The sequence below is a fragment of the uncultured Paraglaciecola sp. genome (genome assembly GCF_913020055.1).
Lineage (GTDB): Bacteria > Pseudomonadota > Gammaproteobacteria > Enterobacterales > Alteromonadaceae > Paraglaciecola.
Genome location: NZ_CAJWCF010000095.1, coordinates 1 through 18,419 on the forward strand (window position 1 = coordinate 1; position 18,419 = coordinate 18,419).

An 18,419-nucleotide genomic window follows, 5' to 3' on the forward strand; every position below is an offset into this window, starting at 1 on the left:
GAGTGGCCACAAAATATCTAGATCATTATTTAGGATGGTTTAGATATTTGGACAATGATGAAAAGTTCAATAAAAACGGTATGTTTAGTGTTCAACAACAGTTAATACAAACATAGCCTAGCCATTATGTAAAAGTGAAAATTGACCGATGGTTGTTTTTGCTTTAATTAACTTGTTCATTCTCAATCATTCTGCTGAATGCCTATTGGCTATTTAGTCCACTTGGCCGCAAAAAAACAACTCATTCAACCTGAGTTGTTTGAATACACGCAGGAATTCTTGCACTGTAGGTTACTAATAGATAAAACAAATTTATAAAGGATTTAGCTTGAAACTTAAAACCTCTGTCGGCAACACCTATTTTTGTCATTGGTTACTTTTATGTTAGTGGGTCATAAGTTTGTGCAGCCGCTAATGGTTGTGTTCTTAAGTTTGTTTATGTTGGCCTGTGGCGGATCAGATTCGCCAAAACAAGAAATTCCGCAAGTTGTAGTTGTTGACCCCCAAATTAGCCAATTTTCGTTTCTAGCTGAGAATAACCCTAGCCTTAGCACCGATGTAAACCTAACCATTTCCGCTAATAAGATTAGCGGAAGATTCCCTGCTGATGCTGATTGGCAAAACATGATTGCAAGTGTTGAACATACTGGTTCTTCAGTTGTTGTGAATGATAACGCTCAAACAACTGCAGTATCGGTCCAAGACTTTAGTGGTGTTCAGACCTACACTGTCATGATGGCCGATGGGCGTCAGGCCAGTTACTCCGTTGATGTGGTTGCTTTCACCGGATTGCCTATTATTTATTTAACTACTGCTGGTGAAGCGCCCATAGCTTCAAAAGAAGATTATGTAGACGGGACGGTACTGATCAAAGGTGGTCGCGACTTTGCAGATACATCTTCAGCGGTAATGAAAATTCGCGGCCGAGGCAATTCAACTTGGGGTATTCACCCTAAAAAGCCTTTTCAAATGAAGTTAGATGATAAATCAACATTTTTAGATATGCCATCAAAAAAGAAGTGGTTATTTTTAGCTGAATATTCAGACAAATCTTTGTTAAGAAATACCATTAGTTTTGAGATGGGATATCTGAGTAGCTTAGACTGGACACCCAAAAGTACTTTTGCTGAAGTGTTTATCAACGATGAATATAATGGTACCTATAACATTACCGAAAAGGTGGAAGAAGGCAGCAACCGAGTCGATATTGGTGATGATGGTTTTTTACTTGAAATTGACCAACTTGAAAGGTTAGACACAGATGATGTGTACTTTTATACCAGCCGATTTTTAGTCGGTATAAAAGAGCCTGAATTAGATTGGGATAGTGCTCAGTATACCTATGTGAAAAAGCATATTAATGAGTTTGAAACAGCGTTGTTTTCTACAGGTTTTGCCGACCCCGTTGATGGTTATGCCAAATATATAGACGTAGATAGTTTTGTTGATTGGTATTTGATCAGTGAAATTACTAAGAATGTCGATTCGCTAGATTTCTCCAGTATTTATTTTAATTTTGTACCAGGCGGAAAAATTAAAATGGGGCCGTTATGGGATTTTGATTTGTCTTTTGGCAATGTAGATTATGCAGATTCTCGCTATGCAGAAGGTTATTGGGTAAAGGATAATCCGTGGATAGCCAGATTGTTTACCGACAGTATTTTTGTCGACAAAGTCAAAACTCGCTTTGCTTACTTTAAAGATAATCAAAATCTTATCTTAGATAAAATCGATGCCTACGCAATCAAGTTGAATTTGGCTCAACAAGAGAACGACGCGAAATGGAAAACTTTGGGTACATATGTATGGCCAAACCCTATTTGGTACGATACTTACAGCGAAGAGGTAACACATTTGAAGGATTGGTATAACCAAAGAATGGCTTGGCTAGATAATGCTTTGAATGACCTTTAAAAGAGCAATAGTCGGCTGATTTAGCCATTTGCGTTCAAATTAGAGTTTTTTAAAACGTTAGTCTTGTGGAGTGCCAATAGAATTAGTCGGGTTACCAACGAATAGATTATTGTGACGTTTGTATTAGTTTATGCGGTTCACGCTTCAGCTACTAGTGGCAAATTGAAGAGGTGTAACTGAAATCACTTGTCTAATAGCTCATTATTCCTCTTTTTTATATGACGGATCCCGTAAGTGATATAAGAAAAGACTCTCAATTAAAAAACCGTAGGTGACAGCTATTGCTCAATGGTCATAGCTTGGTTAACGTAGTACGCTTAGTGTAAATAACTTAAGGTAAGCCACATCAGTGATACCTAGCCAACGTGCCTATATTAAACTTTCTCTCCTTGTACTCACAATTATCGCTACAACTGCCTCTTCTGTTTGTTATGCCGGAGCAGCATTTGTTGGTTACTCACAGTCTGAACAAAGTACTCTAGTATCAAACCAAATTTTGGGGTTTTCGCCTAAGGGTACGTCGGCTCTACTGTCATTTGACCTAACACAAGACTGGTCATTGAGTGTTGACTATACAAAGCTTAACGATACGCAAATTGCAGTGAATAATGCAACTGGTGAGTTAGAAGTTTCTAGCTGGGGAGTGGGGGTCAGCCGATACGTCAATGACTGGTCTATTTCATTGAGCTATTCAGATTGGCATGATGACTTAGTGATCCTGCTAAACAATAACTTGGTGTTCTTGGATCAAGCAACGCGTTCCCCTTCAACGTCTTTTTCGGTCGCTTATGACTGGGAGCAAGGGAGTTGGCAATTTGGTCTATCCGCTGGTGCGCATTATAGTGATTGGCAACAGATTAGCTTCTCCCCTGATCGCACCAACATAAATCCACAATCTATTGATGAGGGAAAGTCTACATTTATTAGCATTGCCCTATCAACGGCAAAGTTAATAGAAATAGAACAAGTCGGCAACATGATTATAGGTAGCAGCTTTTCTTGGAACCAGCTAACAGATAGTGATTCTATGGCCGTCTCTCGTAATGGTAGAAATATCAGCCGGATCAGTAATCGAACGAGCAGTAACATTAGTAATATTGCGGGCATTATTGGTACAGAAAGTTATGGACAACTGAGTTTTTACTTATCCTACGACATTACTGATAATGTCAGTGTAGATGTGGAGTCTACTTTTGACGTGGGCGGTGAGCAAAACACTCAAGCTTGGTCATTAAATTTTGGTTACTTTTTCTAAACGGTTTAGTGTGTGAGTTCTTTCGATTTTGGCTCAGTTTGTTCTTTTAGTTTTCCGCGTTTGTTTAATTCTCTTAAAACGTTCACGCAGTTTTTGGCGCTTTACTTTAGGCAAGTTTTTGAATCGTTTGTAACTTTCACGTATCTTAGTTTGTTTGGCCGATGATAATTTTTTAAACGCCTTAAGACGTGCTTGTAAATCTGCACGTTGCTTAGGTTTTAATTTTTGCCATTTCTCAAATTTTTGGGAAAGTTGAATTCGTTGAACACTGTCCAAGTTGAGCCAACGTTTTGCCCCAAGAGCTAATTTTGACTTTTCGGACTCACTAAACGAAGACCATTGGGGTTGAAACTGCTTTAAAACCTTTTGTTGCTCAGTACTGAGTTCGTTCCACGGAGCTGCCTTTAAAATATGCGGAAATATCAAAATAATGATCACAAGAACGCCTAAACAATGTCTCATTGTTGGAGCTCCTTTGGGACTACTTTTGGTACTATTTTTTGACTCTTCTTTGGGTCTATCTGTTTTATTGCCGAAGGCAGTTTATTAACCTCAATAGGCAGATCGACATCATCTATGTCAAGCATATCAATAGGGCTTATTAACTCACCCTTTACCTCTTGTAACTCTGACAAATACTCCAATAAAGCCTTGCTAGGGAGCGTCTCATTAGGCTCTTTCCCATACAACTGTGCAGTGTAACAAACTAGAGTCAACATGCTAATGCAACACCTCTTGTTGTTCAGCCAACCAGTCAGCAAATTCTAAATCCTCTAACATTGCCAGATCTTCCATAGGAACATCTTCAGAATACAAGCCCATAGGTAGCGCTGGTATTGTTTTAGTTGGTTGGTAACTTACCAATATTAGCAGTGCAAGGGCAATAGGTGTCGTAGTATAAATCACTTTCTTACTGAACATATGCCGCAAACTAATGTTTGAAACGATGCGCCGTGCTGTTGAGTCTGACAAAGTATTTACTTTGAGTTTAGCTTGAGCAATAGCCATCACTCTAGCTTGATGAATATCGTTTTGGATATCTTCACTTAACGCTTCGTTAGCCTTATCTAAATGTGAGTTAATCTGTTTTTCCAGATGTTTTGGATCAAATAATGATTTCATGAACCTCCCCCAAAACTTTTCGTAGTTTATTCGCCGCTCTAAAATAATGGGTTTTAACACTGCCTTGTGAACATCCCATAATTTTTGACGTTTCTGCCACTGACAAACCTTCCCAGCTTCTAAGCAGAAAACATTGTCGTTGTTTCTCTGAAAGTGCAGATAGCTCATTCAATACCGTCTCTCGTTGCTGAGCGACATCTAAACTTTCTTCTGGTTTTCCTAATGGTTTTGATTCATCCACTAACATATCATCTTGGTTTTTATCAGCATCTGTTGGGATCCAGAAAAACAACATGTTCTTCAGTTTTTGTTGTCTATGCCAATCGTTAATTCGGTTACGTAAAATACGATAAAATAATGGCTTCCACTCTTGAGCAGGTTTGTCTGCATACTTAACCACTAGTTTGAACATACTATCTTGGAGCAAATCTATCGCGTCGGCATGTCCGCCAACTGACATTTTCACCATTGTGTATGCCTTTTTTTCAATTTGAGCGAGAAAAAAATCCATATCCAAAGGTGCTGTATCACACTTTTCATGCGCTGGACCGGCGGTCATCTAACCCCAGCCTTTATATTCTTATTATTAAGGATACGCATAACTTCGCCTTGCACAGAGGATACACCCCATTAAATTCAAGTACATAATGTGATCATTATTCTACTATAACGCTTTAACAGTAATTTGGTTGACAGGCTTTGCTAAATTAAATCTGATTTAGGTTATGCCACAGAACAAAGAGTAGTGCTGCAGTTTATATCATCTTACCAAAAACAGTGGATTATCAATGTTTGCTGATATAACCGTTGAATACACAGTGTGATGCCATTGCTAGTTTAGCCTAGGCGTCAAATCTGGTAATAGCGATTATCATTGTTGTTTCAGAAGTTTGCGATTGTTTTTAAGTCTATTGTTAAGCGCACCAGCCCCCCGCAGTAAATAAGAAATATATTTTTTGTCTGTCAACCAAAGTCATTTTAATACGTTGTACTAGTAAGATAAAAAAAATAAGGGTCCTATTATGGCGATACTTACGCTTGAAAACGCTTGTCATCTTGCTAGGCGTGCAGGCTTTTCCGCTAGCGATGCACAGTTTAGATTACTTACCTCTGCCAATTCTCAGGAAGCGGCAATTGATTTATTACTGGGTCAGTCAGCCAGTATTGTCGAGCTGCCGTCGTGGTATGACTCAGCACCAAATAACAGGGAAGATGATCCTGAACTAAGAAAAATACTACAACGTGAAAGTTTAAACATGGAGAAAGAGCTCAAGTATTGGTGGTTCAAACAGATGGTGGCGAATACCTCACCATTACAGGAAAAAGCGACCTTGTTTTGGGCTAATCATTTCACCTCTTCCTTAAAAAAAGTTAAATGGGCTCCGGCTTTGTTACAGCAAAATCTTAGCTTACGAACACATGCCATTGGAAGTTTCAGAGGTATGCTTGAAGCTATTCTGCAAGATCCAGCCATGCTCATATATTTGGACAATACAAATAGTAAAAAACAATCGCCAAATGAAAACTTGGCTAGAGAGCTGCTTGAATTGTTCACGATGGGAGAAGGAAATTATACCGAAGAAGATATTAAAGAATTGGCACGTGCATTAACGGGCGCATCCATTGAACAACGAACTGGATTATATAAATTCCAGCACAGAAATCATGACAACGGTGTTAAAACCATATTTGGTGAAACGGCAAATTTCACCCCTGATGATGTTGCAGACTTAATATTAAGGCAGCCACAAACCGGCCTATTTATTACCGATAAATTATGGCGTTTTTTTGTTAACGATGTACCCGATACCGAAACTATTGCCGCGATAAGTAATCGTTTTGTGGAAAATGACTATGATATTTCGATGTTGTTGCGGGAGCTTTTTTTACAGGAGGCATTTTGGGCTGCTCAGGGAGAGCAAATCAAATCACCTATGGAGTTAGTAGTGGGCAGCATGCAGTTGCTCGACATTGATATGTTAAGTCAGCGACAAGTCCTGGCATTCTCAAAAAGCATGGGACAGGATTTATTTGACCCGCCCCACGTTAAAGGTTGGGCCTCAGGTAAAGCCTGGTATACCACCGGTAATTTGGCGATACGCGAACAAGCGACCCAGTATTTTGCCCTACATGCCAAACTAACTCCAGATATAGCTCAGTTGTTAGCAACCGATGCGGTTGCCACTCTACCCGCAGCTGAACAGCCACATTATCTTCGCTCTATACTCAGCGACCCCTCATTTCAGATTGCTTAGGAGACTATTATGCAAAGACGTGCCTTTCTAAAAAGCCTTAGTGCACTGCCCATAGTGGCATATTTACCTTCATTAGTTTCGGCCCAGCAATTAGCCGATCAGAAATTGCTTATTCTAATCCAGTTTGGTGGCGGTAATGACAGTTTGAATATGTGTGTTCCCTATACAAATGATGCGTATTACGACGCGCGTGGGAATTTAGCGATATCGGCCCAAGAGACCATACCGCTAACATTAGATATTGGTCTGAATCCTGTCATGAGTACTTTGCTTGAAGCGTGGGACTCGGCTGATTTGGGAGTAATACAAGGGCTGGGCTACCCAGATCCTAATCGTTCACATTTTCGTTCAATTGAAATTTGGCAAACGGCCTCAGATGCTGACGAATATGCACATTTAGGCTGGTTAAATCAGTTATTACCCGAGTCGGATTTTCCTTTGCAGGGGGTAATGATTAGTGGCAGTCCCGCTACTTTGAGCGGAGAGCCAAATCAGTTTTCGTTGAACTCGAATGATACACAAACATTAGTAGCAATACCCGATGGCACAGCAGCTACGTCTGCTGTGCAGCACATCCTTAATCAACGTCACATATACAATAGTGCTGTAGAGTTGCTAAATGATGCTTTTGAGCAAGACATAGTCTTGTCTACAGAGTTTGCTGGTGACGGATTCTCTCAGGATTGTAAGTTAGTGGCCGAAGTATTAGCTGCAGGCGTCAGACCTCACGTTTTGCACCTTAGTCTGGGGAGTTTCGACACCCACAGTAATCAACGAGCACCTCATGATAACTTACTTGAGCAACTGGCTAGTGGCCTGTCTGCATTGCGTTCTGAGCTGCAGGCATTAGGGTTATGGCAACAAGTCACTATAGCTACTTATTCTGAGTTTGGTAGAAGAGTAGCAGCCAATGGCAGTAACGGCACTGACCACGGCACTGCGGCCAGTCACTTGGTTATGGGGGGGAGTATTAAAGGCGGGGTTTATGGCCAATCCCCATCTCTAACAAATCTGGATAATGGCGACCTGATTTTTACTCAGGATTTTCGGGATTATTACCGAACTTTGGCAGATTGGATGCAATGGTCGCCCTCTGATGAAATCAAGGAATTCGCTAATTTGGGATTCCTACATGAGAGTTAAAAGATCAAACAAGGATCATTAAAATCAGCATGCTAAAGCATAGCTTATCGACGGCCAACTAAAACCATATTAGTTTAAGCCGTCTTGATCTTGTTTTTCTGGCACCAAGATATACCTCCTTGTGTCGTGGTGGTAACCCTTATATTGCAGAATTATTTTTCCTTTCTAGTACCCCTTATACTGATTGGTATAAGTGCTCTCTAAAAGCATCCTTTGTTTAATTAACTCAAACAATAAATATATTTTTTATCAGTGTTGTGATTTTTTAGTGGGCTGATGCGAATAATTATATAGTTAAACAAAATGGGAGTACGTATGTGTATCACTTTTCAAAATCATTTACATGTATATGCAAAGCTAGATGAGTCAATTTGATGTCAAATGAAAAAGAAGCCCGGTTCGAATCGTTGCTTTCACAACATAAAGGTATTCTTTACAAGGTCGCCCGCAGTTACAGCTATTGTTTGGAAGATCAACGCGACCTGGTCCAGGACATAACATTGCAGCTGTGGAGATCATTTGACAGTTATGATCCAGATTTGAAGCTGAGTACATGGGTTTATAGGGTAGCAATGAATACTGCTATTTCTTTTCTTAGGAGTGATTCAATCAGAAAGAAGTATCACATCACAACAGATGTGATGTTAATCGATGAACCACAAGAAAATGGCAATGAAGAACTGATGCTTGAAATTCAGCGAATGTTGCAGCGTCTTAATAAATTTGACCGAGCGATGTTCATTATGTATTCAGACGGTCTGGATTACGCCGCAATTTCTGATGTTTTGAAAATTTCAGCCAGTAATGTAGGTACCCGTGTTTCACGCATAAAACAGCAATTAAACAAAGAATTTTTTAATAGGTGATTATTATGAATAATGTACAAGATCTTACCCAATTATGGGCTGCACAAGAAAAACAACTACAGCAAAGTGTGCGTTTAAATACTATTACGTTAAATGAAATTAGAACCCATAAAGCTCAACATAAAATGCGTGGTTATTTGGGACTAAATGTTTTTTCGTTAATAGTCGGAGTGTTAATGGCAAGCTCTTCTGGCTACTTTATATTGACTCATCTAGATGCGATACATATGGTGTTATCTGGGGCAGTCGCACTTTTGTGGTCGTTGTTAATCTTTGTTGGTGCAATCTTACAGTTAGAAAAATTATTTACTTTGGACTATACAAAACCTGTTTTAGACGTTCAGCACAAACTCAATAAAATAAGATTGTCTGCGCTTTATTTTTTGCGCATATCTCTGATGATCCTACCGTTCTATTTTGCCTACTTGTTGATGTTTTTCGATGTTGTATTTGGGGTTGATATATATGTATTGGGTGACACAAATTGGCTGATATCTCAAGCCGCATTTTCATTGTTGCTGGGTGTATTGGCAGTGTATCTGTATCGCCAGTTGTCACCAGGAAACATAAACAAACCCCTGACTAAATGGTTAATGCAAGGCTTTGGTAGCCAGGCAATGGAAGCAGCAGAAGAACTGAATCAACTCGAAGAATTTGAAAGATATTCTGAAAAAAAAACCTAATGTATGCCTATCAAGAGACTGTTGTTAAGACAGTCTGTTGATAAATTGCAATGCTTTAACTCGGGCTCAGATAAGTGACTCGTTTGTAAAAATATCAAAAAGAACACTTGTGATAGAAACTTACTATTGGCTTATGGGAACTGCAGAAAGGTGGATAAGAAATTGAATGTTAAAAATTCTAATCTAACCCAATTAATAGCCTGTGTATTAACACTTTCTGGGTTGTTTTTTAGCGTGCGATTTTTTATGCAGGTAGAATTTAATATCAACCCGCAGGTTTGGTTTTCAGCGCAATATTACGAACAATTCATTCCTTTCTATATTGCCATTATACTGCTATTAAGTGGTGTATTTGTATTCACAAAATATTCTCAAGCTAACTTGTATTTGGCCTCATTTGGCCTCATTTAGACACGCGGCATCTGAAGAAATAATATTCAGTTGGATAGGCATAGTAGATACACCTCTACCTCCGTTTTCTATTGCTATATTTGTGCCATTATCATTAGTCGCTCTATGGGCAGCCTATTTCAATATGCTTAAACAAAAGCCTCTTTCCATTTGGGAAGCGATTGTTGGCTTTGTGATCAGTACATTATTTATCTTGTTACCCAGATTTCTTTAATCAAAATAAACCAGCATGTCAGGGCCGATATAGCTGCCGCTTAGGATATTAATTTCCTATTTCATTCGTTGACGGACTTTATGTGAATGCCATATGGCAGGAATGATAACGACTAGCGCAATAGTGGCTGAAATCCATCCCAAAGCAGGCTTGTCACCCACTTCTGGCCTTCCAAACTGAAAGTGAAACAAGGGGATGCCAAACAGAATCAACTGACTTTTGTATTCACGTTGCTTGGAATCTTTTTGATCCGCTTGACTTAGGAAGGCTTCAGGATGAAATAAGCGCTCTTGGGACCTAAGCTTTCGCATGCTTTTAAACATGCCAGCGACGAGAATTAAATTACTAGCAACGTACGCAAGTGCTAATAATTGCGCGGCAACCGCATAAATCCCAACATTGCCATTGTCACTCAAAGCTACAATTTTCAATGTAAACATACCCGCAACAAAAACGACTGCAAAAAACATAAACAGCGCTACGATTCTTATTGCTTGTATTCGCTCTCGTTGAGTACGCGACTGGTCAAGGCTGGCTCTTAAGCCAAAAAATGAACTGATAACACCAGAAAATGCAGCCAATGAAATTAATATACTGGCAAACTTGAACACTGAACCTGTTTTGACAGCTCCAGCACCTAACGTAGCCGCTTTTACTGGTGGAGCAATAGGAGCAGCGATACTGGTAATAGCTGTCAGCACAGCGTTGGTAAATCCTACGCCTGGCTTACTTTTCACTAAAGTTTCTTCCACGAATTTAACCATCGATTTTTGCAGCAGCTTTCGGCCTCTGGACAATCGTTGTTTTACTGTATCTTCGGTTAGGTCTAACTCAAGGGCCACATGTTCGACAGAGTTTTGTTCTCGGTAAAATAGGATAAGCGGTTCTCGATAGATGTCATCCATGTTATCTAAGGCTTTCCAAAGCAGGGATTGTTCTTGTTCACGTATCGCCACATCTTCCATTTTTTCATGGCCGAGCTCATTAAAGTCGCTTTCATCTAACTCTTGGGCGTATTTTATCGGTTGTCTTTGTTCCTTTCTGCGGTAATGGCTCACCTTAAAGCGCAGTATGCCGCAAAGCCAAGACTTCAATTTTTCTGGATCTAGAAGGGTGTCGAGTTTTTTCCACGCTTCAACAAATACCTCCTGAGCAATGTCCTCACTATGTTTTATGTCGCCGACTGCCGAATAGGCCAATGAGCATAGTAAATTCTGGTAACGGCTGACAATTTCACAAAATGCATGGCGATCACCGCCCAATGAAGACAACACCAAAACAGCATCGTTAGCACCCGTTATTGGGTTACTTTTTGTAAAAATACTCATGTCTGTTCAACTCTAACTCTGGCTTCTACTTACTATGTGCCATCTTTTAGGATTTAGGTGACAGATTTTTAAAAAAAAGTTTTATTTTTACCGTTTCAAAAATAATTTCAACTTTGTTGTCACCAATTCACTTCGTTTGGGCACTTATTGGAAGACACTGCATTGCTGTGTTCAATAACGTCGCAAGTAGACGCACACCTCATTTTTTGAAAGCGATAGTGAAAAAATCACTAAAAATTAAATTTATTAAAAAAGATAAAGGAAAGACAAGATGGTAGTTAACTTATGGTTATTTTTAAGTATTGGCGCAGTTTTGAGCACGATATTGGCAATAGCAATTACTATGATTATCAATAAAAGAAAATTAAAAGAGTTAGAAGTGGAAGCTTTGAAAGTTACAAATATCAACTTAAAAGCTGAAGTGGAAGGTGCGGTAAGTCGGCATATCAAAAGCCAAAATGACAGAATTGAAGTTTTAGAAGCGATAGTCACAGATAAAAAATATGCGCTAAATGAAGACATTACTAATCTACGTTGATATTTAAATTTCGGAAATGAAATCAAAAGATAACGGTTAAAATTTGTGAAGAAGTAACAAATTAAACGAATACTCAGAATCGCATTTGTAAGTGTAAGCATAACTTCCTTGTTCTTCGTACCATGGATTTTGGTATGGGCTTGGATATTACCACTACCAGATACGGTCCAAGAACAAGTCGATGAAGCAATTGGTTATGGGTTTGATGGAATGATTGTTTATGTGGATGAGGCTGGCAAGGAACCCGCATTTTATTCAGGTGGCTGGCATCACCGAAAAAATAAAATACCTGCCGACCCAAAAGCATTGTTTAAGATTGCGAGTATCGGCAAGTTGTATGTCGCTGTTGCTGTTGCCAAATTGACGAATGACAAACGTTTGTCATTGGATAAAACGCTCGCTGATTACTTTCCAGAACTTGTAGGAAGAATTGAAAATGCAGAAAAAATAACCTTGAGATTGATGGTACAACATCGAAGTGGCATTCCTAACTATGTCGATCATCCAGGCTTTTGGGAAAATCCACCGAATAGCAATGAAGCAGCACTTGAATTGGCCATTGAAATGCCTGCTAGCTTTGAACCAGATGAAGATTATGGATATTCAAACACCAATTATTTATTGCTTCGCAAACTCATTGATAAAGTGGTGGGTTATAACAATCACCAATATATCAAGGAGGAAATTTTGATACCACTTAAGCTCAACAATACGTTCGGTTCGCTTAGTGAAGTGAATATAGACGATGTTATGAGTGGCTATTACGTTGGTCATGAGGAAGATTTTAAGACTGATGAAGTGGGAATGTTAGCTACAGCAGAGGATGTGGGCATATTCTTAAGGGCATTAAACAATGGTTCATTACTTGATGAAGGTGAGCAGGACATCTATTCCTCGATTTACGTCTACGAACATACAGGCCTAGTTATTGGCTATCAGAGTATTGCCAAATACCACAAAGACATAGACACGGTTGTTATTCAACTTGTGAATACAACTAATTTTGATGGATACACCTGGAATTTATCAGAAATAGCATATAGCCGTATTGTAAAAATAGTGAGAAGTAAAAACAGCTCATAACAAAGCTTTTCGAGTCTGACGCATAAAGTTGTAGAACTAACCTGACTGGCAACTAAATGCCAATTGTGCTCATACGAGGTTGTCGTTACGCTTCATTTTATGGGGCAGTTCTTGAGACAAAACCTTCGTTCGCACATGAAATATATTGGTGCATTTTACAACGAAATGGTCACTCTGCTCCGCAGTCAGAGGAAAGGTTTTAGCACAAATGAGATATTTCAATGAACCCCACATGTTCGCCTCAGGATCTGACCCCTTTTATGATGTTGCAGGATTTTTAGCCGCTTTCCCGCCATTTATAATGCTTATTCAGGTGCAGATTGAATGAACCTGAGTAAGCTAATCTCTGATTATTGATTTACAGGTACTTTCACCCCAAATAGCCAGGCATAGAGCACTGGGATGACACCCAGAGTAAGTAGGGTGGAAAACAATAGACCTGCCATAATAGCGATAGACAAAGGCTCCCACATTGCACCACCACCCAGATAAAGCGGAATAAGCCCTAATACCGTTGTAGCTGTGGTTAATAATATGGGTCTGGCTCTTTGCTGGGCTGCGGCAATGATGGCCTGGTAATGCTCCACTCCGTCATTCAGCTCTATTTGTATTCGCTCTAGCAATACGATGGCATTATTGATGACGATGCCCGCCAATGAGACTATGCCCAGTATGGTCATAAAACCTACGTAGGAACGGAATATCATTAGTCCCAATACGACACCTATCAAGCCGAGGGGGATGGTGACCAGTACCACTGCGGATTTGCGTATGCTATTGAACTGCGCAACCAGTAATATCAATATGATTAACCCTGCCAGACCCACTTTGTCGGCGATGGATTTATTCGCTTTGACGGAGCTTTCCTGCTCACCACCAAAAGCGATTTTTATCCCAGGTCCCCATTCTTGCTGTTGCTCCAGCAGGTAAGCGTTTAACTCTTCTACTACAAGTGCCGCGTTAGCATCACCGACTAATTGCGCCCCCAGCGTGACAGTACGCAAACCATTGCGCCTATAGATTTTGGCGATGTCCCATACCATGTTTACGTTAGCCACTTGGCTAAGAGGCACTGAATTACCGGTAGATTGGGAATACACAGAAAGAGACTCCACTTTGCTAATCTCTCGTCTGGCCGCTTCGCTGGAGCGCAGTAATACCGGGATGGTATCTTCATCTTCTCTATATTCGGTCAATTCCAAGCCGCTTAAACTTGATTGCAGTGAGATGGCTATGTCCTGACTGGTGACACCAGAACTCTGGGCTCTGACCTGATCGATGTCGATCTTGAGTTTCTTGATCCTTTGGCCCCAGTCATCGGTAACATTTTGCAGGCTTGGGGTGTTTTGCATTTTCTCTCTGATTTGCTCAACCACCGCAAACAAATTATTGGTATCTGTGCTGGATATGCGCAGTCCTATAGGGTTTTCTACCGCAGCTCCATTTTCAATAAGCCTGAGTTTGAGGGTCAGATCTGGATGGTGATTGGCCGCATAGCCTCTAATTTTTTGCATGTAGCCTTGTATATCTGAGGCATCGCTAACGTTAGCAAGTAGTAATGCATAATTACTACTGTTGGGTTTAGGGCTGTGCGATAAGATAAAACGGGGCCCCGCGTTACCCACATAGGCCGCCCAATTAGTGATGCCTTCTTTGCGCTGGCTATTTACTTGTAGATTATCAGTAATAAAGTTTTCTAGGTCATAGACTACCGCTTCGGTGGCTTCGATGGTGGTGCCTGTGGGCAGTTCCAATTCCATTTTGAAGTAACTACGATCCGAGGGAGGGAAGAACATTTTAGGCAGGATAGACATACCAGCCATAGCTACAACAAATACCAGCATGGTTAGACCCAAGGTCGCGGTCTTGTTGTTTAGCATCTTTTGCAGCAGGTTTCGGTATGCGCTGTAGGCTCTGCTGTTAAAGTTCTGTTCCAGAGGCGCAACCTTGAGAAACTTTACGCATAACAGCGGGATAATAGTCAGAGATATCACCCACGAACACAGTAGGGTAATAGTCACTACCTTAAACAAGGATGCAGTAAATTCACCCACGTTAGATTCAGCCAGATAAATAGGCAAAAAAGCTGCGGCTGTGGTCAGGGATGCAGTTAGCAAGGGGACTTTCAACTCGCCGGCAGAGGCTATTGCCGCATCTATGGCTTTGGTGCCTTTTTCCATCTGCACCATAATGCTTTCTGTCATCACAATGCCGTTATCCACCAGCATACCAAGGGCAATGATAAGCGCAGCCAGTGAGATCTGATCCAGCCCTATTTTGAAACCAGACATAACAATTAAAGCAAGTAACATAGTGGTGGGGATAAGCATGGCCACTACCAAACCTGTGCGCATGCCAAGGGTAAGCAACATTACAGCGGTGACCACTACGACCGCTTGCAATAAGTTAGAGACAAAGTCAGTGACTTTTTTGTCTACTTCGGTAGGGGAGAAGTTGATCAAATCAAACTCTACGCCATGGGGGTAGGTTTGCAAGAAGGATTTAATAGCCTTTGTGACTTGCACGCCCAGCTCAATATTGTTGCCTCCTTCGCGCATAGACACAGCAACAGCTAGGGCTCTTGTGCCTGAACTATGGATGAGCGAACTGGCAGGATCTACATAGCCTCGGCTTATTTTAGTTATGTCTCTGAGCATAATAAGCTTATTGGTCTTAGGAGAGCTTACGACTGTCTTGCCTATGTCTTTAATTGACTCAAAGTTACCACTGGGCTCAAGGGCAATACGTTCATTATTCAGATTGAATGCACCACCCGAAATCACGATATTGCGCGCCTCTAACATCTGTGAAAGCTGGTAGGGAGATATTCCCAGTTCTGCTAAGCGCGCATTATCGTATTCGACGAAAACTCTCTCTTCCTGTTCTCCAAGAATATCGACTTTGGCTGCGTCTGGTATACGCAGTAGCTCATCTTTTACCTTATCGGCTATTTTTTGCAGATCGGCGTAAGCGAAGCCTTCGCCGCGAATAGTCATGACCACACCAAAAACATCACCAAACTCGTCATTGATAAATGGGCCAACCGCACCTTCTGGCAGGTCAACCGCTATGCCTTCTACCTTGCGGCGCAGGTTGTCCCAAATTGGCCGCATTTCCTTATAACTTTCTTTGATATTGACCAGTACAATAGAGACACCTGTGCGAGATTCACTTTTAACGAAATCCAGTTCAGGAATTTCTTTGACTGCGTCTTCAATTTTGGATGAAACCAGTTGCTCCACCCGCTGAGGGCTAGCCCCGGGAAAATAGGTCAATACCTGAGCGGTACGCACCACGAAGCCCGGGTCATAGGCGCGAGGCATTTTATAAAAGGTTTGCATACCGGCGATAAAAATAATCGCTAGTATCACTAAGGTGATGCGGTTATTTTCAATAGCGAGGCGGGTAATATTCACTGACTCCACTCCTCGCTGACTCGGACCGACATGCCGTCAGACATTTTGCTCATACCAGCAGTGATCAGGCGCTCACCTGTCTGCAGGCCACTGACCACCTCAAGTCCCTGTCCAGTAATGTGCCCTGTGGTCACAGTCTTGCGTCTCACTGTGCCCTGTTTGTTATGAACATTCTCCACCACAAAAGCGAATCGCCCTTCATTGGTTTCAATCACGGCTTGCGCGGGCACTATGACTGATGAAGCATTGATGGCAGATGAGGATGGCCGGCTGCCTCTAACGGTGACCGACATACCAGGTAGTATGTTAAAGGAATCAACTTTTGGCATATTGAAGGTCACGGCAAAGGTCTTAGAGCCAGAGTCTGCAAGAGTAGTGACTTCTAGCAGGGTTAATGGAAACTGTTGGTCGGGGATCGCATCGAAAATGGCAAATACATTGGGTTTTTCATTGGTTTTGACCAATATCATCAGTGTTTCGGGAATGTTTACCTTGATGTGAATCGAAGCCAGATCTTGCAAGGTAAAGATGGCCTGAACAGCTGAAACATCTTCAAAGTTATCTACATGGCGTCTGGCGATACTTCCGCTAAATGGCGCCTTAAGGCTGGTGTATTCGACATTTTGGTTGGCGGCTGTCAGGGCGGCTAGGGATGAAGCGTGTTGGGCTTCAAGTTTGTCAAAGTCAGCCTTGGCGATCAATTTTTGACTAAGCAAAGATTTACCCCGTTTAAAGTCTGCAGCCGCCTTGTCATAGTCGGCCTGACGAGTACGCAGTTGTATCTGGTAGTCTGTATCATCCAGTTTGGCTAGCACCTGGGCTAATTTGACTTGGTCACCTTCTTTTACCTTAATCTCGGCCAATTTACCCGATACCCTAAAGCCCAACTCTGCAGTTTGGGCGGCTTCTACCGTGCCTGGAAACTCTCGCCAATCCGAGCCAGAACCGGCATTAACTAACTGAGTTTTAACCAGGCGTGGAAGTACTTGCTGTTGCTCTTCTGGTGCCTTTGAGCAGGCGATTAAAAACCCACTGCAGAATAGGATTATCGTGCTTGGCTTAGCTAAGTGATGAATAAATTGCTTTACCTGCTGCATGGTTAGATTCCTTAAATTTTACAATACTATATGTATTAAATAGTGACGGTTGAATAACTTAGATTGAGATTATAGGGCAATTGTGCGCTATTGAACTCGTAGATTAATCCCATTTGTTTTAACAAGACAGAGTTGGCTAAAGTAAACCATAGCCAACTCTATTTTGCTGGGGTATTTATAAATACTCGCATTGACCCGGCCGTCCAAAAAAAAGGTTCAAATGACTTTCAACGTTAAATGCTGGAATGTCATCCCTTAACCAGATTGTTTAAACATTATGTAGGTAGCGATCGGACCAATGAAAGAGGTGAGTGTCAGCATGGGGTGTTCAACTTTAAGATGACCTTGTTGTTGGCGAAAATCCACTAATTGCAGCATTTTTTGAATATTACTAAACATGCTGCCTACAGCTGCTTTGATTTCAGGATGACGAGGAATTTCCTACAGCATTCGAAAAACCACATTACCGTGAGCCTTAAAGAACGCAATCTAAGTATGCAATTCCGTTAAAGAGGCTATCATGACCGCTACAAAAAACTCCAGACAATCTGATCTGATATACAACAACCTCGGTGTCAATGAACAGGCCATCATCGATAAAGTGAGGGGTTTTTGGTTACACCTTGCTCTTATCCACTTCGTTGGCCTAAAAATGAAACTACATTTTACCTGGTGGCGTTAATACTTAATACCAGTGCCGGTCACCTTGGCGTTATTTATATTCGTGGGTCCAGTTTACTTATTGAGTCTTCGCAGACACTTTTATCTTCATTTAGCATTGCGCAATTCACTTTTACTTTAGTAATAATTTTCACATACTTTCATTAGGGCAATAGAGTATGTTCTATGTTTAGCTATTTTATTTAACCAAAAAGTCTGTCATCTTTATATATAGATCAACAGTTTATATGGTTTTTCTGACGGGTAAAAATCCAAGTGTACAACGGGATATTTGGATTATAGATTGAATAATTAGATTTACAGGGTGGCTTAAATTGAAATATTTGTTTTTTATTTTTGGCTATGTTTTTGTAAACTGTTGCAATACTGTATATAATTACAGTTAATAAGGAGGTGGTCTATGATCCCAGCAC

The 18,419-nt window shown here is 40.9% G+C and carries 16 protein-coding genes and 1 pseudogene; 10 read left to right on the forward strand and 7 right to left on the reverse strand.

Going from position 1 to position 18,419, the window contains the following annotated elements; all coding sequences use genetic code 11:
• The 3 genes and pseudogenes from QZ488_RS17215 to QZ488_RS17225 form a co-directional block, all read left to right on the forward strand.
• Window positions 1–116, forward strand: a pseudogene (locus QZ488_RS17215) (IS1595 family transposase); the annotation flags it as partial.
• 265 nt (window positions 117–381) lie between these two features.
• Window positions 382–1,914 (forward strand): CotH kinase family protein, encoded by a 1,533-nt coding sequence (locus tag QZ488_RS17220; RefSeq protein WP_293751101.1) that lies wholly within the window; start codon window positions 382–384, stop codon window positions 1,912–1,914.
• 349 nt (window positions 1,915–2,263) lie between these two features.
• Window positions 2,264–3,169: a hypothetical protein gene (locus QZ488_RS17225; RefSeq protein WP_293751103.1), complete on the forward strand. Its 906-nt coding sequence runs from the start codon at window positions 2,264–2,266 to the stop codon at window positions 3,167–3,169.
• Window positions 3,170–3,202: 33 nt separating this feature from the next.
• On the opposite strand, the gene QZ488_RS17230 is transcribed toward QZ488_RS17225, so the two are convergent.
• The 3 genes from QZ488_RS17230 to QZ488_RS17240 all read right to left on the reverse strand — a co-directional run bounded on the left by QZ488_RS17230 (window position 3,203) and on the right by QZ488_RS17240 (window position 4,850).
• Window positions 3,203–3,631, reverse strand: coding sequence for a DUF3106 domain-containing protein (locus QZ488_RS17230; protein WP_293751105.1), 429 nt, complete (start codon window positions 3,629–3,631; stop codon window positions 3,203–3,205).
• Between the two features lie 258 nt (window positions 3,632–3,889).
• Window positions 3,890–4,291: a hypothetical protein gene (locus tag QZ488_RS17235; protein ID WP_293751107.1), complete on the reverse strand. Its 402-nt coding sequence runs from the start codon at window positions 4,289–4,291 to the stop codon at window positions 3,890–3,892.
• Window positions 4,275–4,850 carry an RNA polymerase sigma factor gene (locus QZ488_RS17240; RefSeq protein ID WP_293751109.1) on the reverse strand — a complete coding sequence of 192 codons (576 nt, stop codon included), beginning with the start codon at window positions 4,848–4,850 and terminating at the stop codon, window positions 4,275–4,277. Before QZ488_RS17240 ends, QZ488_RS17235 begins: the two co-directional genes overlap by 17 nt.
• A gap of 463 nt (window positions 4,851–5,313) precedes the next feature.
• On the opposite strand from QZ488_RS17240, the gene QZ488_RS17245 reads away from it, so the two are divergent.
• The 5 genes from QZ488_RS17245 to QZ488_RS17265 all read left to right on the forward strand — a co-directional run bounded on the left by QZ488_RS17245 (window position 5,314) and on the right by QZ488_RS17265 (window position 9,863).
• A complete protein-coding gene (locus QZ488_RS17245) occupies window positions 5,314–6,546 on the forward strand; it encodes a DUF1800 domain-containing protein (protein WP_293751111.1) in 1,233 nt (410 codons plus the stop codon).
• A 9-nt stretch (window positions 6,547–6,555) separates the two neighbouring features.
• Window positions 6,556–7,689, forward strand: a complete 1,134-nt coding sequence (locus tag QZ488_RS17250; protein WP_293751113.1) for a DUF1501 domain-containing protein — start codon at window positions 6,556–6,558, stop codon at window positions 7,687–7,689.
• A 374-nt stretch (window positions 7,690–8,063) separates the two neighbouring features.
• Window positions 8,064–8,555, forward strand: a complete 492-nt coding sequence (locus QZ488_RS17255) for a sigma-70 family RNA polymerase sigma factor (protein ID WP_293751115.1) — start codon at window positions 8,064–8,066, stop codon at window positions 8,553–8,555.
• 5 nt (window positions 8,556–8,560) lie between these two features.
• On the forward strand, window positions 8,561–9,238 hold the full coding sequence (locus QZ488_RS17260) for a hypothetical protein (protein ID WP_293751117.1): 678 nt from the start codon (window positions 8,561–8,563) through the stop codon (window positions 9,236–9,238).
• Between the two features lie 397 nt (window positions 9,239–9,635).
• Window positions 9,636–9,863 (forward strand): hypothetical protein, encoded by a 228-nt coding sequence (locus QZ488_RS17265; RefSeq protein ID WP_293751119.1) that lies wholly within the window; start codon window positions 9,636–9,638, stop codon window positions 9,861–9,863.
• Window positions 9,864–9,919: 56 nt separating this feature from the next.
• On the opposite strand, the gene QZ488_RS17270 is transcribed toward QZ488_RS17265, so the two are convergent.
• Window positions 9,920–11,191 (reverse strand): sigma-70 family RNA polymerase sigma factor, encoded by a 1,272-nt coding sequence (locus QZ488_RS17270; RefSeq protein WP_293751121.1) that lies wholly within the window; start codon window positions 11,189–11,191, stop codon window positions 9,920–9,922.
• Between the two features lie 271 nt (window positions 11,192–11,462).
• On the opposite strand from QZ488_RS17270, the gene QZ488_RS17275 reads away from it, so the two are divergent.
• The gene (locus QZ488_RS17275) at window positions 11,463–11,729 is read left to right on the forward strand and encodes a hypothetical protein (protein WP_293751123.1); all 267 of its coding nucleotides are present in this window, start codon (window positions 11,463–11,465) and stop codon (window positions 11,727–11,729) included.
• A gap of 108 nt (window positions 11,730–11,837) precedes the next feature.
• Window positions 11,838–12,812: a serine hydrolase domain-containing protein gene (locus QZ488_RS17280; RefSeq protein WP_293751125.1), complete on the forward strand. Its 975-nt coding sequence runs from the start codon at window positions 11,838–11,840 to the stop codon at window positions 12,810–12,812.
• 350 nt (window positions 12,813–13,162) lie between these two features.
• On the opposite strand, the gene QZ488_RS17285 is transcribed toward QZ488_RS17280, so the two are convergent.
• The 3 genes from QZ488_RS17285 to QZ488_RS17295 form a co-directional block, all read right to left on the reverse strand.
• Window positions 13,163–16,228, reverse strand: coding sequence for an efflux RND transporter permease subunit (locus QZ488_RS17285; protein WP_293751127.1), 3,066 nt, complete (start codon window positions 16,226–16,228; stop codon window positions 13,163–13,165).
• Window positions 16,225–17,325 carry an efflux RND transporter periplasmic adaptor subunit gene (locus QZ488_RS17290; protein WP_293751129.1) on the reverse strand — a complete coding sequence of 367 codons (1,101 nt, stop codon included), beginning with the start codon at window positions 17,323–17,325 and terminating at the stop codon, window positions 16,225–16,227. The genes QZ488_RS17285 and QZ488_RS17290 overlap by 4 nt, the downstream gene beginning before the upstream one ends.
• A gap of 255 nt (window positions 17,326–17,580) precedes the next feature.
• A complete protein-coding gene (locus QZ488_RS17295) occupies window positions 17,581–17,724 on the reverse strand; it encodes a hypothetical protein (protein WP_293751131.1) in 144 nt (47 codons plus the stop codon).
• Window positions 17,725–18,419 lie beyond the last annotated feature (695 nt).